This is a genomic window from Dehalobacter sp., from assembly GCA_023667845.1.
Lineage (GTDB): Bacteria > Bacillota > Desulfitobacteriia > Desulfitobacteriales > Syntrophobotulaceae > Dehalobacter.
This window is the reverse complement of sequence record JAMPIU010000164.1, coordinates 1-15,596: the sequence shown is the minus strand read 5'-3', so window position 1 is coordinate 15,596 and position 15,596 is coordinate 1. Positions and strand designations below refer to the sequence as shown.

General features: G+C 43.3%; 21 protein-coding genes. All 21 read right to left on the bottom strand.

Translation table 11 applies throughout. From position 1 onward, the window contains the following. Positions 1-80 precede the first annotated feature (80 nt). Positions 81-521 (bottom strand): phage tail tube protein, encoded by a 441-nt coding sequence (locus NC238_14400; protein ID MCM1567097.1) that lies wholly within the window; start codon positions 519-521, stop codon positions 81-83. A 12-nt stretch (positions 522-533) separates the two neighbouring features. Next, positions 534-1,619 (bottom strand): phage tail sheath subtilisin-like domain-containing protein, encoded by a 1,086-nt coding sequence (locus NC238_14395; GenBank protein MCM1567096.1) that lies wholly within the window; start codon positions 1,617-1,619, stop codon positions 534-536. A 12-nt stretch (positions 1,620-1,631) separates the two neighbouring features. Continuing rightward, a complete protein-coding gene (locus NC238_14390) occupies positions 1,632-2,126 on the bottom strand; it encodes a hypothetical protein (GenBank protein ID MCM1567095.1) in 495 nt (164 codons plus the stop codon). Beyond that, positions 2,113-2,520, bottom strand: coding sequence for an HK97 gp10 family phage protein (locus NC238_14385; GenBank protein MCM1567094.1), 408 nt, complete (start codon positions 2,518-2,520; stop codon positions 2,113-2,115). Before NC238_14385 ends, NC238_14390 begins: the two co-directional genes overlap by 14 nt. Beyond that, positions 2,513-2,845 (bottom strand): phage head closure protein, encoded by a 333-nt coding sequence (locus NC238_14380; protein MCM1567093.1) that lies wholly within the window; start codon positions 2,843-2,845, stop codon positions 2,513-2,515. The genes NC238_14385 and NC238_14380 overlap by 8 nt, the downstream gene beginning before the upstream one ends. Continuing rightward, positions 2,838-3,113, bottom strand: a complete 276-nt coding sequence (locus NC238_14375) for a phage gp6-like head-tail connector protein (protein MCM1567092.1) — start codon at positions 3,111-3,113, stop codon at positions 2,838-2,840. The genes NC238_14380 and NC238_14375 overlap by 8 nt, the downstream gene beginning before the upstream one ends. 9 nt (positions 3,114-3,122) lie before the next feature. Then, positions 3,123-3,719, bottom strand: coding sequence for a hypothetical protein (locus tag NC238_14370; GenBank protein MCM1567091.1), 597 nt, complete (start codon positions 3,717-3,719; stop codon positions 3,123-3,125). Between the two features lie 101 nt (positions 3,720-3,820). After that, positions 3,821-5,098 (bottom strand): phage major capsid protein, encoded by a 1,278-nt coding sequence (locus tag NC238_14365; GenBank protein ID MCM1567090.1) that lies wholly within the window; start codon positions 5,096-5,098, stop codon positions 3,821-3,823. A gap of 9 nt (positions 5,099-5,107) precedes the next feature. After that, a complete protein-coding gene (locus tag NC238_14360) occupies positions 5,108-5,764 on the bottom strand; it encodes an HK97 family phage prohead protease (protein MCM1567089.1) in 657 nt (218 codons plus the stop codon). Continuing rightward, the gene (locus tag NC238_14355) at positions 5,751-7,013 is read right to left on the bottom strand and encodes a phage portal protein (GenBank protein ID MCM1567088.1); all 1,263 of its coding nucleotides are present in this window, start codon (positions 7,011-7,013) and stop codon (positions 5,751-5,753) included. The genes NC238_14360 and NC238_14355 overlap by 14 nt, the downstream gene beginning before the upstream one ends. Positions 7,014-7,017: 4 nt before the next feature. Next, positions 7,018-8,736 carry a terminase large subunit gene (locus NC238_14350; protein MCM1567087.1) on the bottom strand — a complete coding sequence of 573 codons (1,719 nt, stop codon included), beginning with the start codon at positions 8,734-8,736 and terminating at the stop codon, positions 7,018-7,020. Then, positions 8,733-9,059 carry a hypothetical protein gene (locus tag NC238_14345; protein ID MCM1567086.1) on the bottom strand — a complete coding sequence of 109 codons (327 nt, stop codon included), beginning with the start codon at positions 9,057-9,059 and terminating at the stop codon, positions 8,733-8,735. The genes NC238_14350 and NC238_14345 overlap by 4 nt, the downstream gene beginning before the upstream one ends. 103 nt (positions 9,060-9,162) lie before the next feature. Further along, positions 9,163-9,735, bottom strand: coding sequence for an ATP-binding protein (locus NC238_14340; protein ID MCM1567085.1), 573 nt, complete (start codon positions 9,733-9,735; stop codon positions 9,163-9,165). A gap of 112 nt (positions 9,736-9,847) precedes the next feature. Continuing rightward, positions 9,848-10,297 (bottom strand): transposase, encoded by a 450-nt coding sequence (locus tag NC238_14335; protein ID MCM1567084.1) that lies wholly within the window; start codon positions 10,295-10,297, stop codon positions 9,848-9,850. 24 nt (positions 10,298-10,321) lie between these two features. Continuing rightward, on the bottom strand, positions 10,322-10,609 hold the full coding sequence (locus NC238_14330) for a hypothetical protein (GenBank protein ID MCM1567083.1): 288 nt from the start codon (positions 10,607-10,609) through the stop codon (positions 10,322-10,324). A 124-nt stretch (positions 10,610-10,733) separates the two neighbouring features. Continuing rightward, positions 10,734-11,978: a site-specific DNA-methyltransferase gene (locus NC238_14325; protein MCM1567082.1), complete on the bottom strand. Its 1,245-nt coding sequence runs from the start codon at positions 11,976-11,978 to the stop codon at positions 10,734-10,736. A 96-nt stretch (positions 11,979-12,074) separates the two neighbouring features. Further along, positions 12,075-12,893, bottom strand: coding sequence for a potassium channel family protein (locus tag NC238_14320; GenBank protein ID MCM1567081.1), 819 nt, complete (start codon positions 12,891-12,893; stop codon positions 12,075-12,077). Between the two features lie 306 nt (positions 12,894-13,199). Continuing rightward, complete coding sequence (locus NC238_14315) at positions 13,200-13,487, bottom strand: hypothetical protein (protein MCM1567080.1); 288 nt, start codon at positions 13,485-13,487, stop codon at positions 13,200-13,202. A 156-nt stretch (positions 13,488-13,643) separates the two neighbouring features. After that, complete coding sequence (locus NC238_14310; protein MCM1567079.1) at positions 13,644-14,126, bottom strand: hypothetical protein; 483 nt, start codon at positions 14,124-14,126, stop codon at positions 13,644-13,646. A gap of 54 nt (positions 14,127-14,180) precedes the next feature. Next, entirely contained in the window at positions 14,181-15,140 is a 960-nt protein-coding gene (locus NC238_14305) for a replication protein (GenBank protein ID MCM1567078.1), read from the bottom strand. 12 nt (positions 15,141-15,152) lie between these two features. Further along, positions 15,153-15,596 (bottom strand): hypothetical protein (locus NC238_14300; protein ID MCM1567077.1); only part of this gene is annotated, 444 nt, incomplete at its 5' end.

The window sequence follows — 15,596 nt, the reverse complement described above, 5'->3', positions numbered from 1 at the left end:
ATTTCAACCTTACCGGTTGGAATATCCTTAATTTTTGTCGGGTCAGCCGCAAGCAGCATATCTAATGTTTGGCCCATGTCTTAGTCCTCCTTTGGGTTGATGGTATCAATGGGTTCCCAATCAGTGAAAGTAAAAGGCGCCTCGATTTCGCCTTTCTTCTTTGCTTCCCAGTCGGCCAGGGTCAGGTCATCAAAGCTTGCATCTTTAATCAGTACACGCTCAGAACCAAAGGCCGCGGGGTCTTTTAAAGCAGATAGTATTTGGAATCTCAGATCATTTCCGGCTTTAAGATCAGCTGATATTTTTTGTATCATACGGCTGTTTACTTTATAAAGCTTAATACTGCCCTTACCTTTGTAACCAAGCATTTTAGTATCAATGCCCAGTTTACCACATACCGGGACATCTTCTTTTTCAACATCCACCTTGGCATTAAGTCCAAAGCATTCGGAAACTTTTTCTCCGTCAAGCCACAACTCGCCAAAGGTGCCGTTTATAATACGCTTTGTTTGTAATGGCAACTGTCCCACCTCCTACAGATTGATGACCAAATTAACATCTTCGATCGCATCCAACGGCCTCAGTGTACTAACTAAAAACACCTTATCCCTGGTATTGGCTTCTTTGATCTCCTGAACTGTCATGTTGTCAGCATCTTCTCCGATTGACTTTAGATAAGTCTTCTGTGCGGCCACATCAATCTCACACTTGTTTTTGCCAGGATCAAGGACGCGCTCCTGCTCGAGAAATTCATAATAAGCATTGATTGCTGCAATCAAGAGCAGCTTGTTTTCGTAGCTGTTCTGGTATGCTCCAATGTAATGGTCCTCAATAGTAGATTTAACATCTGTGTAGACCATGTCCAGGATCCGGACAATTTTTATCTTTTTCCAGTCGGCGCCCTTTTCCTCAGTAGTAGTTGTCAGTGAAGTAACACCGCGGGCAATCTTGACCTTTTCACCGTCATGGTAAAGGATCAGCTTGCCGGCATTGATTTTGGCATCCGCCTGGGCTTTAGTCAAATGCGGCACGTCGCTAACCTCGGTCAGTACCCTGTATGTAGGCGCCACTGTCAGCGGCAGACCTGCAATGAGTCCGGCAATCCTGGCGCTGTACTCGCTTGCAGTATAATTACTGGCTCCAACCGCAGCTTCGCCGGCAGTTCCGTCGCCATCTTCTACTACAAAGTTAATAACTGCCTCGTGATCCGCGGCATTGCCTGGCAGGACCATCATAATCTTACGCTCTTTTGTGTCCCTCATGCCTTTAGCCCAGGTTGCAATAGCGGCAACATCATCGTCCACAATACCCGGGATACAGCCGATATTCCATAGAATGGTCTCCAGGTAGTTTAGAGCATCATTATAGTTGGCAGCCGCAGCCGGAATAACCACTGCCTTGACCATTTTAGGGGTACCGATAAAAGCCTGCTCGAGAAACTCTATGTTTGCAGTGTTTAGTGTTTCCGGGATGTCGCCTACGTCAAGCAGGTCAATCTCTGTTACGCCGGCAGCCACACTGGCGTCTTTGAGCACAACAGCCAGGACCCCGACCGCGCCGCGCTCAATGGCGGCTATGGCTTTGGATTGGAATGTAATTGTTACACTGGGAAGTCCCATGCTTTTACCTCCTTAATTCAGAATGATTTCACCTATCCTCTGCAGGTGTTGGATGTCCTGCATAAGGTCGTATGTTTCACTGGGCCTTGTCCATTCGGCGTCAAGGCGTAAGGTGATGTAAACTTCCGCGTCCCTGGGTCCACCTTCAACCTCCGTGATGTGATAAATGACAGCTGGCCTGGTCACTTCCCCAGCCTCGTTCTTTATCTCCGGGCTGGTTAGAGTCATTGCATCCATGAGCACGGCTTTAAGTGTGTCAGAGGCGCCATACTGGTTAAACCTATCCGGGTTCCCGTCCGCATCTACCGGGGCGAAATAGACTATCTGCCAGGTGTGCCGGGACTGGTACATGGCTTTGCATAGTTCATCATTACTTGCTGTAACCAGGTCAATAAAAAAACTGGGCCTAATAAACCCAGCTGGAACGCTGTTTACATAGAGCCGGGTGATATTCGGAAATTTAGCTTTTAGAAGTGCCCTTATCGCATCTAAACTAGCCGCTAACATCCATTCCCAGCCCCTTCCCAATAGTATGTAATAACTCTTTTAATAACTGCGGCAGCTCCTTTTCGGTTTTATCAAGTCCTTTTTTAAAATAGAATTTCCCGGGGACAAAACCGACTTTTTCTTTTTCGCCATTTCTTCTTAGAACTATTGCATGGCCCTCTTCAACCATTTTTGCGTAAAACTTATCTGTATAAACGGTTGCAGTGTCTTCCTTGGTTTTAGTTCTGTAAGACCTTCGGAGTTCACCATTTACTTTTGCAGTTTCCCTTCTTACATTCTTCCGGAGCAAGTTACCGGCCTTTCTAACTATTTTACGGTGTTCCTTGGGCGCAGTGTCCCTAACAACTCTTAAAAGCCGTTTTTCCCATACAGAAAGGTCCATATCGTTACTCACTGTTAAACACCTCGGAGCACATCAAGTGCATTTCTTGGTGAAGTTCTTTATAGTCAATTACTGACTGAATATTAAATACCCTATTTTCATAGAGCACTCTCATTGCGGTAGTAATACCAGGATAATAATAAATCCTAATCCTAACCGTAAGCTCAGAGGTAGTATTCTTTAATAAAACAAATTCCCGGCCATTGATTGGTTCAACTGACGCTAAAACAGATGCAAAGTCCTGCCACTCAGTGACCGGAGTTTTATATTGATCAATTGTTTCAACCGGCTGCTGTATGGTTATACCATGAGGCAGCCTTGTTAATCGTCTACTCATTCCGTAAACTCACCACCGCGAGTTGAGTTAATAAAATATTAAAAGCGGAACTGAATTTTACTTCTCCCGGTGTCAGGTTCCAAAGGTCATTAACTCCAACTGTCAATGTGGCAATACCGAGCTCAGTCTCTATCTGTTCAGCTGTTACCCCAGCGTTCAGCATATACTGCTTTGCGGCAATCACCTTAGGCAAAATGGTCTGATTAATATGATCACCGGAAAGGCCGAGCCCTTCCTTGACCTTTCCAAGAAGTTCAGTGTCTGTCATTACTATCACCTACACAACCAGATAAGTATCTACCTGGTTACCATTCAGGGCACTGTTTAGGTCAATAGTATTGCTCTCAATAGCTGCAACGCTGACCGTTACACTGGGCTCAGTACCCTCCCGGGTGTTATTCAAAAATGTCATTCCCGGTATCACAGTATTGTGAGCCAACTTATACGGCAGGCCCAGCTTATCACCCCATCCAACGCTTACGGTATCGGTACCCGCGTGAGTCTCGACCGGTAGGTCAATCTGTGTAACTGTCTTAAACGCTTTGGCGCCCTCAACGGCATTTAAACCGTTCAGCGCAATAACTTCAGAGATAACTTCACCAGCGTAATTTGTTCCATGTATTGTAACGTTCCCAACAATGCCGGCAGCGTTGCCTTTGATAATAATGTTTCTCGGTACAGCTGGATTTGTTATTCCGGTTTTTACTTCTTGAGCTTCAGCAGTTAACGAGATTGCAGCATGAACACCGGTGTTACTTGCGGCCACAGCTTTTGCAGCAGACACCTGGAAATGGGCTAGAAATGACCGGTCAAAAGAAACGCCGGGGGCATCCGTTTGAATCTTTTGGCCCATTTTATGATTGAAAGGATACATGGGTTAATACCTCCTGTTGTTTGAATATTTAACATAAACCAAACAGTATTATTAAAGGCGGGAAGATTATTTTCTTTCCCGCCTTCTTAAATACCAGCTTCTTAAGCGCCTTTCTTGACGATAACAACACCATTGGGATCAATAAGCTTTCCGTCAACGATGAGGATGGCTTTGTCGATCCACTCATTGGTATCGTGGTCGAAATACCTGAACATGGTCATCTGCATGTTTGAATTGAGGCCATAGTTTTTGAGATTGCAGTATACAGCCACAACGTCAGCGACAGCGGCATCGTCGTAATTGGCTACGATGTCATCTTCAACTAGTATGACTTCTTTGCCGCCAAAGCGTTCCTGCGGGCCATCGGTGATGCCGTAGTTTATGCGACCAATGGGTTGACCGTTTGCATCAACCATACCGTCGATGTACCCTTCAAAAGTGCCGCTGGCCATGAAGAAGGATGCACCCGCCTTGTATTTTAGCGGCATTTTTGCAAAGACCTTCTTCTTCCATGCGCTCCAATCTGCAAAGTCAGCAGAGGACAGGGTTACAATTTGCCCAGCTGGCACTCTGGTGTCTACGGTAATACCGAGGCACTTGCCGGTGCCGTTTCCCTTGATTATTGCAATGTCTAATCCCTGTACCATAGCCTCAACAATCAGGTCGGTTATGGTGCTCTCAAAGCCGGTCAGGGTTACGGTATCTGCCAGCAGAGAAGTGGAGACTTTGCATTCAAGGCCGTAGTAGCTGAAGGAGATATTCGTATTGGCCTGAACCTTCTGCTTATCGGAGGTGGGGGATTCACCGATCCATGTTGCAGTTGGTTTAAGGGACAAAATTGGAACGGTCACACCGCCTTTGATGCTTAGCTTCCGTACTCTGCTGAAAATTTGCCCGTATTCAGTTACTTTCCTGATAACCTCGTTCAAGATGGTGCTGGGGATTACTGCGCTTACGTCAGCGACAGTGGTCATAGCATCGGCCCGGAGCTCAGGTGTGATCTCGCCAGTTTTGGCAAACTTCATAAACGCTGTCCGGTATTCGAGGGTTCCATACGGATCTTCTATCTCGGTCCTGACGGCAGCCTGACCGTTCTGGCCTTGACCTACACCGTATGTGCTAAGTACCCTGGCTGCACCGATAGGCGCAGCGCCCCTTTGCTCAGATGGTTCAGCAGGAACAGAAGCGGCGGCCGGCGCCGGCTCATCCGGAATAGAGTCTATCATACTGCGAAGTTCATTAATTTCAATGTTGATGGCTTCCAATTCTGTGTTGATAGTTCTCAGTTCTGCAATATCCTCAGTCGCATTAGCTTTTGTGCCAAGTTCGGCCTTTCGTGCTTCCTTCTTTGCAAGCAAGGCTAAAAGTTTCTTTTTCATGTTTTGCACCTAACCTTTCATCAGAATTTGGGTTCTTAGTTTGACGCGCTCCAGCTCGTTTTTAGAGTTCTCCAACTCTGACCGGGCGTTCTCCAACACCCTGGCCGCGTTATCCAACATGGCCTGGTCCCGAGCGTTTATGTCAGTGCCGGTATACGCCGGGTAGTTTACAGCGCTTACCTCACGGACTTTCTTGATTTTTTGAATACGCCTTGTAGGCACGTCCTTGTCAAGATCTTCCCACTTTTCTTCCTGTACATAAAAAATAAAAGACATCCCATCGATGTCTCCACGCTTTACGGCGCTGTAAAGACTTTTTGCCTCTGCATTTGCTTCGATATCAAGGTTGGCTTTTATGTAAAGTCCCTTTTCGTCAATAACCAGCGTCATTGTTGAGTTGCCGTTATTTCTACGGCTCCTGGCTAGGGGTATCTTATCTATCCATCCATGATTAGCGCTAAATAGTACATCATCAAAGTCACAATCATCAAAGGCGCCGCGCTCAATGATTTCATAAAACCAGTTTCCGATATTAGCTTTCTGGTCATATACCGCGGGGTGGCCTTCGATGTATGTCCCTTCATCTACTGCTCTTAAATCTTCTATTCCAAAACTGCGTATTACCGGTTCACTTTTAACCGGTAGCTTTTTTTTATTTTTCTTCATCTTTGTTTACCTCCGTTTCTTTCATTCCAGCCCGTTTTAGCTGATACTCGTTTGAAATAGAGACATCGATATAGTTAAGGCTCATATTACGAACATCCCCACCCTGATAAGGGGGATACCCAAATAAGGCTAGTAATTCATTATTGGTCAATGCCCCGCGGTTCCCTAAAATGTCAGCGACGGCAATTTTATTTTTTGTGTTAGTAAATAAAAGCATTTGAGGGTAAAACACTATCTCGTTTCCTACATCAAGCTCCCTTTGAGTAAATACCGCCTTTGAGAACGCTTGGCCTAGGCTTATGATTACGGGCTCCAAGGTTTTTTCATAGAAAGCCTGGTACTGTTCGTCAGTGAAATCACCGGTTAAGATAGGGATCGATACACCGTACCAGTTTAAGACCTTACCCTGTAAAAACTCCAAGGTATCTTTATCAAGCAGTTTAGGGTCAACCTTTAAATCGATGTACTCTCCTTTTAAGTCCATCGGAAGTATACCTGTATCGCTGGATTTAATTGCGTTTTCAAACCTTGCCCGCTCTGCTTGCTGTTTTTCATCATCCAGCATGGTATTTATTTTTAGTACACCGCGTACTGATAAGCTTGTTTTTATGGCCTTACCTAGACCCTGTAATACCGTGTCGTTAATCTCAAGAACCTTAAGCAGCGCAGCATTATCCGGTTGACCGTTTAGACCGCCACCCATGATGTCATTAACCGAAAACTTCTTGCGAAGGTGTATAACATCTGAGTAGGCCAGCGTGAAGTTATCACCATTCATAAAATAAAACTTTACAAACAGCTTACCGGTTTCATCCTGCAAAAAATCAACCTGAGTAGGATTCAATGGGTAAAAGGCTATAAAGTTAGTGATGTTATTTCCTCGGCCATCTGCCACCTGTTCATACATCGGGTAGATAAAAGCGTTGTAATTCATATACAGTAACCAAATGACTTTTTCAATAAAGTCCCGGGTTGTCATAAGGGTGTTCGGGGCAAATTTAAACAGCCTGTTAAGGCTGCTTTTAACGTTTACTTGCATTCCATTGTTATCAGTTCGGATATGTTTTGGCATAAGCTTGCTGCACTCTGTAGCTATTACGTCAATACACATCTGTACCACATCAGAAGCATATATGTTCTGGCCAAACTGGCTAAAGATTGGACTGAGCCCATTTAAGAATTTAGCATACTGCAGCTGCTGCTTATTGTTCTTAGAAAAAATCACCTTAAAAAAATCCTTTAGGGCCACTTCCTCACCTCACTAACTCCAGATATTCTGTCCTGTACCGCATATACATCGCGTAGGCGATTATAAGAGTTACAGCTCCGTCTATTCTGCGGTTCTTTAAATCGTTTACTTTCACCGGCATTATCAATCCCAGGTTGTCAATTTTCATGGCCGTGTTACCGAGGCACCAGCGGTCAATAGAATTGTTATTATAATTTATTAGTTTGCTCTGCAGGTCAGCTTCGACAAGTTTCATAGGCGCCGACATGTGATTTTTCTCCTGTGGTACACGCTCCATGTCAAAGCCGATATCCTCCATCTCTTTGACCCAGTATTTTGCCAGAGCGTTGTCGTATCCAACTTTAAACATCTTGATTCCGAGAAATTTATATAACCAAACGTACCAGGCAGTTATTTTACTGAAGTCGTTTTCGTTGCCCGGAGATACTTCAATAAGACCTTGCCGAGCCCATTCGAGATAATTTTTCTTGTCCTCCTGCTCGCCTTTTTCAATTTTGCTCTCTGGGATGAAGTATTTAGTAAGAATGTATTTTTTATTGTCGCTAGGTCGCATTATTAAAGCCTTTGAACAAGCAAGGTCTGTTGTCTCAGCTAGGTCAACTGCTCCTAGAGCAATACACCCACGAAAATCCTCTATATTATAAGTCTCTTCGTTTATATACTCTTCTGGGGTAAGCCAGGCTGTTGCATTATTCTGCTTAATATTAAAATCCTTGGCCAGAACAAAAGCCCTGGTTGACTTACTAGTTCTAGCTTCCTCAACCATCTGGCGGAGAAAGCTCCACTTCTTAATTACACCAAGACCCGGGTTGCTTTTAACCCAGGTCTTTTCATCCTGCCATATTTCCGTTTCGCTATCTTGTGTGTAAATCCATATTAGCCACCGTGGCCTTTCAAGTTCTCCATTTAAAACCTGTCGGGCTTCTTTAAGGCGTTCATCGAGGTAACCTTCATTTACCATGCCTTCTGTGGTAAGTTCACAGTATATCGGCTCATCCTGAGTTGATAAAGCCTGCCGAATAGGCATGATCGACGTGTTATCTTTTAGCTCATGCACCTCATCAACTGAGGCCACACCAATATTGCGGCCCTCTTTGGCACCGGTCTTTGCTGAGATTTTACGGATATTACCCTTATTTTTGTACGAAAATTTACCCGCAATCTTTGGCTTTTTAGGGTTGCCGAAGAAAATCCCCTTGATGTTTTTTCGAGTCACCTTATTAAGTGCTGGAGATTCTTCCCGCATAGCGTTAATAGCCTGGAACATGAGGTCAGCCTGCTCATAATCATTGCTTGAGCAGAGAATCTTGATGCCAACAGGCCCACAAAAAAACTCCGCAAGATCCATAGCGGATATTAGCGGAGTTTTACCTGATTTACGCGCTACCAAGAATAATATATCCTGATACAGCCTGACAAGTTGGCCTATTTCATCATCATATATTTTGAAGCAATAAATAGCCTCGATAAATGCCTTTTGAAATAATTCAAGAATGAATGGTTTCCCAGCGAACGGAGCTTCATAGTGCTTACACTGTGTTTCAATAAATTTGATCCGCTTGTGAGCATCATTGAAATCTACTATTATACTGAGATTATTAAAATGGTTTAGCAGGATGTCTAGCATCTGCATTAACTCGCGACCGATTAATATCTCGCCGTTTTTGCACTTATAAATATACTCCAGTAAATAAGAGTGAGTACCGTTATATTTAGTTATCATTCAAACTCACTCAATTCGTCCTCATCTTCAATCATGTTTTTATTTAGAACGCCATTTAGTGTTTTGATAACAACAGCATACACTCCTGTGTTTCTAAGATACTGCTTTGCGGCCTCGATCGTTTTTTGAATCTCTGGGTGCTGTGGGTGGACCTTTACCATACCGGTTAATGTAATGGATTGTTTCAGGGCAAAATTTTCAGCTTTGAGAAAAGCCGCGTCCTCAATAAGGCCTTCAACCAGCTTTGCTTTGGGGGGCTCAACATCTTTAAATATCTCGCTAAGCTTTTGCAGTTCTTTTTGATAAACTTCGGCTTTTGACATGGATCTAAAAACCTCCAGCGAATTTCAAAATTTTTAGTTTGTGTGTTAAAGAGGTTCCCCCACCGGTCCATAGGCCGGACGCCTCAAATTGTTGTCGGGGGGGCTATGCAACATAATCATTAAACCATTTCTCAATATATCCGCGCCACTCGTCCTTCCGGTATCTCCTGGCCTCATCTACTTCAAGCCTACTAAAGCACTCCTCTTTGCTAACATTGCAGAATATCAGCTCTGCCCCTAAGTCATCGGCCAACTTCTCCCTCTTGTACTTATCAGCATAGCCACCAATCACCCAAGCTTTATTCCACTTGCCGTATCTAGTTTTGATGTTGTCAATAAGTAAGTTGTGTATACCTCTGATATTGGTCAGCAGATTATCCGGTTTATCATAGTCCGGCAGCAATGAGACCGCTTGATACAGCCGGTCCATATCAACAACCAAATCACCCCTGCTCATATATTCATGAACAAATGAGCTCTTACCCGAAAGCGGTGGCCCGAAGACAACAAATACATTGTGTTCCGGGTGATAGCCAAAGCGTTTATGTATTCTGTTGTGGCACTCATGGTGGACAACCAGTACGTTATCAGGATTAAGCGATATCAATACGTCTTGAACATTCTCAGGTGTAAGCTCTATTTTGTGATGCAGCGTCAGTTCTTTTACCCTGGTCACCAGGTGCCCGCAATACTCACACCTTAGGCCCCTTTGGCTTATAATCAACAGCCTGAACTTTTGCCAAGCCTCGGATGCGTAAAAGCTTTTTAGTATTGCATACTTTGCCATGTCACCACGCCTTAAACTCTGATTCTGCTTTTCGTATTTCCAGTTCTTCTTTCTTAAGATCTATCATCTGCGGATTGTCAGCCCAATCCCGCTTGTTCTTGTTTTTCAGGAAAAATGCTATCGCCCCGGTTTCAGGAGGCTTAAACTTCTGGAGTCTGACTTTTTCAACATGCTCCCCTCCATCGGGATCTTTGACCTTTATTGCCTCATCAACGTAATAGTAATACCCTGTCGCGTTTTTAAACAGGGCATTCTCAACCTCGCTAATCTGTATTTCCCTGCCCTTTTTAAGCAGTTCAATAAGTTCAGGATGTTTCTTTTTATATGCCTCCCAGGTGGTCTTTCCTATTCCAAGGTTTTTGAATATCTGGTACTCTACAAGACCCTGCTTGAGCCACTTCTCTATTTCGTGAAAACAGGCTTTAACATCATCCCACTTACCCCTAGCCACCTACCATCAGCTCACTATGAATTATTAGAAAGAGATCAGCCGACTATCTTTTTCAGTATCTTCGCCCGCTACGTCAACGAATCTCTCCAGCCTCAAGTTGTTTATATACTCATTTTTTTGCAATACGATATCCATTTCTATTAACTTCTTTAAATCATCAACTGTCTTGAATTTTATGCGTCCCTCTTGAAAATCTTTAATCCACCTTGCTATTCCTGCCTGAACTACTTTCCTATACTTTGAATTTGACTCCTGGATATTCACAATTATTTGTTTCGGATCAACTAGCGAACATTTGTTTGTGTTTTTCATTGCCTACACCCCTGTTTTCCGTTAAAATGGAAAAAGGAGATAGAAGAAGGGCAGGTTCCTCTATCTCCCGCCAGGGGTGATCCTGGCACAATGGGAGGACGTTTGTAGCGTCCTCCTGCCCTATTTATGCAGCAAATCCTAGTCTCTCAGCTTTACAGCCGGTAAACTGCTCCCATCTTAAAATAATCACATCGCAGTAGATAGGATCTATTTCCATAAGATAAGAAACCCGTCCGGTCTGCTCCGCGGCGATTAACGTTGAACCCGAGCCCCCGAATAAGTCTAATACAATGTCTCCCGGTTTGCTGGAGTTTTGAATAGCCTTAGCTGGAATACCCACAGGCTTCATTGTTGGGTGTTCGGCATTTCTTAAAGGTTTATCAAAGTTCCATACGGTTGACTCTTTTCTTCCGCTGTACCAATTATGAGATGAACCAGGCTTCCATCCATACAGGATCGGCTCATGCTGCCAATGATAATCCTGGCGCCCCATGACAATAGAATTTTTGACCCAGATAATGCACTGCTTCATTAGCCATCCTGATTCTATTAAAGCTTTGCGGAAGTTTAGTCCCTCCGAGTCAGCGTGACAAATATAAACCGCCCCTCCTGGGACGGTAAATGTAAACATGTTTAAGAATGAATCATAGAGGAATTTATAGAACTCCTCATTTCTCATCTTGTCATTTTTTATCTTTAATGCTTCCTCTGTTTTGCCGGTATAGTCGACATTGTAAGGTGGGTCGGTAAAAATCATATTTGCTGTTTTCCCACACATCAGTTTCTCTACATCTGCGAGAGCTGTTGCATCCCCACACATAACCCTATGGTTTCCGAGAGCCCATATATCTCCAGGCTTTGTTATTGGATCCTTAATTTTTGCTGCCTCAGCCTCAGCGTCAAAATCATCTTCCTGGATCTCAGCCGGCAGTTGAAATTGGGCTATTAACTGATCGATATCTTTAGCATAAAAACCGGTCAATTCAATATCAAATTCGCTTACGTTCAGATCTACCAGGAGATCCTTTAATAAGGCGTCATCCATCTCTGCCAGTTCTGCTATTCTATTATCAGCTATGAGATCCGCCCATTCTTCAGCTTCAGTAGCATAATCCTGCCGGTCCACTGGTACCTGCTCCACACCCAGGAGCTGCGCCGCTAGTAACCGCCCATGGCCGCGAACAATAAAACCGCTTCTGTTAGAAACGGTTATTGGTGCACGCCAGCCCTGGTTTTTGATTATCTTGGCGAGAAGCTGGACCTGCTTCTCCGGGTGGGTGTTTGGGTTGCGCGGGTTTGGGACTAAGGTAGTTATCTCGGCAATTTCATCATATGCACAGTAAACTGGTATTCCGCTGGCTTCGGGCATTATTTATCCTCCTCAAAAAGGCATAAGAAAAGAGCCCGGGGGCTCTTTTTAAAACAATAGAAATTTCACAGATGGTTATGAATAAACAACCTTATATTAGAGGTTTTTAATAAAGTACTTATGTATGGCTTCTTTATCCGGCTTATGCAGCTTAAAACGATGTTTAGTAGAACTACTAAATATTTTATGATTTCCAAGTAAAGTAGCAATAAGTATGCTTACAAAACCAATAGAATAGGTATAACCGAGAAGTGAAACAATTGCAGAATATATTTGTGCAATTTTAGTTGCAGGTGTAATATCGTTATAGCCAACCGATGCAAATGTGGTAACAACAAAATAAACTAATGATACAATAGATATTTCTCCTTCATATTTAAGAGAATTAGGATCATAAATATTTATTAACATCAAAAATACTGACATATTTAAAATGATTATAATTTCCCAAAAAAATAGTAATATTATAGTTCCCAACAATCTTCTTATGGGACTTAATCTTCTTAGGGGCCTTGTTACAGTTCTATATATGCCTACTGCAATAAATAATAATAGAACGATGTTGTCAATAATAATTATACTAAAATATATAAGTCCATAGTCATATTCTAAACGGTATCCGGATAGCATATACAACAAAACTATTTGATACAAAAATGTTGATACTAAAATATAAATAACTTTATAGTGAATTACACCGTATAAAGTACTATATGATAAATCAAAAGTTATATTACTTAATAAGATAAATATTACTAATATCAAAAGACCCCATAGTAAAGTAAATTTAACAACATCTAGTAAAACAGTTAAAGGGTCTTGAATAAATATATCATAATGCATAACTAAAGATAACAAAATACATGATGCAAATAATAATAAATAAAATATACGGTCATAACGCTCTTTAAACACCTCTTCGTAAAGATCTTCCCTAATATAAGTAAATAAATTTAGGATTAATTGTTTTATTCTAATTCTTCCTTTTATTATATTAATATAGAAATCGCTAATAATTGCATGAGAAATAAAACCCAAAGATATTAATATAATTAAAAAACCGATAATATATTTAATACTAATTTTAAAATACCTCCAATTTTATTATTTCACATAGTAAGTTTGAAATTTAAAAATAATTTTTTCTATAAAAATACCCGCCACTTAGTGACGGGTAGCTACTTTATATATAACATCTGTTCGCCCCTTAGTCAATACCTTTTATACCAAATAATACCGCCCGGTAATCAGGGGTGCTGCCACTTTTTTATTCCCATACCTTTTGCACCGGCTACCGCTGGACCGCTTACCACCAAAACCAAAGAACCCTACCCTCATATCTTCCTGATAGGCTGCCCTTGCAGCCCGTGCTAACTCTTCTGGACTGTCTTCTTTCTCAGGGGGCCATATCTCGCACTCACAGGTAGGACACTTCCAGAAATCATATTCTTGTTTTACGGTGTAACTACCGCACAGCGGACACCGCACAATTTGAAGCTTTTCACCCAATTATCAGCCCCCCTTTTGCATCAACCAAACATCCCTGCTATTTTCCCCAGCATCTTCGATAGCCACAGTCTCCGCCTGACACGATGGGTCAGCCTTTGTATGGCCAGTACATTTTCCCGTAGGTAGTCATGGTAGGTCATATCACATAGCCCCTTCCTATGTTCTCCCCCAAACAAAAACCTCCGTCCGCGGCCTCTCCGGATCCAACTTCATATCAACCGGTGGAACGTTGACCAGATCCCCATTGTCATCAACCAATATCCCGCCCTTGACCAAGGCGTCCATCAGGAATTTAGGAGTGTAATTATCAGCCGGATCGCGCCGGCGGTTAGTTCTGTGATAGTAAACAAATTGGACCGTTGCATTCTCAAACTTCGGCAGCCGCCAGGCCAGTGCCAGCATGCTAACAGCATTAATCAGGTCCTTCTTGTACCTCCCCTGCTTTGCCCAGTGCCAATTCTTCCACTCGTTGAGTGACGGAGGTACAAACGGGACCTGAAGCCAGATGCCCCCTGGGAAAGTCTTAGCATCCCACTGAACAGGTTGCAGCGTAACCCTTGTAATATGCGATTTCTTCTTTTCCCCCAGCGCCGGGATTATTCCCAACTGCCGGGCCTGGCGCTCACTTAACCTGGTCATAGCATGTTCTCCCCCTGTTTTCATGAGGTTATTTTTCTTTAGGCCAACTTTAGGCTAAAGATAGAGAGTCCTGATAAACTCCTTTTTCTTCTCTTTAGCCGGGTCCTGCAGCCCTTTGTTATATAAGCCCCTAATAAACTCTTTCTCCTTCATCTCACCAGGATCAGGTGCCCTGGCTTGTCCTTTTTTCGGGCCATCCCTTGATCTAGCCTGCACCTTCCTCTTTTCAAACTCAGCATCATAATCCTGTACCGCCTGGATGGTCTGGATGTTATTCTTTTTCCACTCGAGCAGGATGCTGTCTATATACTTAAAATTGAATTTGCCCAGTAAAACTGCTCGTTTTAATGCCTCTCTGACAAGCAGTTCCGAATGTTCACCAACCCATTGATTAATCTGTTCAAATTCTATTGGCGAAAGTGGCCGGCCAAACTCTTTTTCAAAGACGGTAAACAATTCTTTCGAGTCTTGGCCATCTTCTTCTGTGGCCAACTTGCCTGTGGATAAATCTGATTTGCCCGCTTTATCATGATCATTATTATTATTATTAATATGTTTATGATCTGTATATAGGGGTAGCTCAATCCCTTGCGGCTCTAAGGCTGAGTCTTGGTTAACCCTTGCACATATGTACAACCCTTGTATTGCACATTCGGATAACCCTTGTACATTTATACAACCCTTATCCCATTGTGCAACCCTTGTATTAAAGGTATACCCCGGTACTTTGCCAGGCTCATACGAAGTGCGGATTATTACCTTCCATTGAATGAGCTGTTTTAGCTGCCTGGATATGTACGGCTCACTTGTATCGCAAGCCTGGGCAAACTCTTTTAAGGAAATCTGATCCTCCTTCTGGTCCCAGCCGTAGGTACGGCGCCACAGGAAAAGGCAAATACCCTTTTGCACCCCGTTCAACTTTGCCATGGCCAGGGCTTCCAGGAGTAAATCCGCTATTCTTGTGTACCCGTCTTCTGTGTCAGCCTTAAAATTTTCCCGGTCGCCCTTAGCCATCCCCGTGCCTCCCTAAAATCCAAATACCTGCTGGTAACCCTGGCCAGCTTCTTTTTCCAAGTCTAATAAATACCTCACCCTGGCAGCCTGTTCAGCTTTACGGTCTTTCTCTGGCGCAAACCTCTTTTGCCGATCTCTAAACTTATATACCCACCAAACCGAATCCGCAGAGTGGAACGGAAACTGCCGGATAAGCCTGTCGTTGGCTAACCCGAGGCCGTGAAACCAGTGAAACGGGTGCCGTGTAAAAACCTGCTGAAACCAACGTTCTTTTACCCGGTATGGCTTGCCGACAGTACCGCCAAGACCGATAAGGGTATAACGCGAAACAAGTATATCTAGCAGTTTCCACGGTTCCCCGCAGTGGAAAACAGGTATCGGTGATAAACCTGCTGCCTCCATTTCAGCCTGATTTTTTGCCGTGGTTTCAGGATTTCCAACAACATCAAGGTTGAA

Bases quoted from the DNA above. Each gene is read 5' to 3' on its own strand.
- NC238_14395 (MCM1567096.1), bottom strand. From the start codon at position 1,619: ATGGGACTTCCCAGTGTAACAATTACATTCCAATCCAAAGCCATAGCC.
- NC238_14390 (MCM1567095.1), bottom strand. From the start codon at position 2,126: ATGTTAGCGGCTAGTTTAGATGCGATAAGGGCACTTCTAAAAGCTAAA.
- NC238_14380 (MCM1567093.1), bottom strand. From the start codon at position 2,845: ATGAGTAGACGATTAACAAGGCTGCCTCATGGTATAACCATACAGCAG.
- NC238_14375 (MCM1567092.1), bottom strand. From the start codon at position 3,113: ATGACAGACACTGAACTTCTTGGAAAGGTCAAGGAAGGGCTCGGCCTT.
- NC238_14370 (MCM1567091.1), bottom strand. From the start codon at position 3,719: ATGTATCCTTTCAATCATAAAATGGGCCAAAAGATTCAAACGGATGCC.
- NC238_14365 (MCM1567090.1), bottom strand. From the start codon at position 5,098: ATGAAAAAGAAACTTTTAGCCTTGCTTGCAAAGAAGGAAGCACGAAAG.
- NC238_14360 (MCM1567089.1), bottom strand. From the start codon at position 5,764: ATGAAGAAAAATAAAAAAAAGCTACCGGTTAAAAGTGAACCGGTAATA.
- NC238_14350 (MCM1567087.1), bottom strand. From the start codon at position 8,736: ATGATAACTAAATATAACGGTACTCACTCTTATTTACTGGAGTATATT.
- NC238_14345 (MCM1567086.1), bottom strand. From the start codon at position 9,059: ATGTCAAAAGCCGAAGTTTATCAAAAAGAACTGCAAAAGCTTAGCGAG.
- NC238_14330 (MCM1567083.1), bottom strand. From the start codon at position 10,609: ATGAAAAACACAAACAAATGTTCGCTAGTTGATCCGAAACAAATAATT.
- NC238_14325 (MCM1567082.1), bottom strand. From the start codon at position 11,978: ATGCCCGAAGCCAGCGGAATACCAGTTTACTGTGCATATGATGAAATT.
- NC238_14310 (MCM1567079.1), bottom strand. From the start codon at position 14,126: ATGACCAGGTTAAGTGAGCGCCAGGCCCGGCAGTTGGGAATAATCCCG.
- NC238_14305 (MCM1567078.1), bottom strand. From the start codon at position 15,140: ATGGCTAAGGGCGACCGGGAAAATTTTAAGGCTGACACAGAAGACGGG.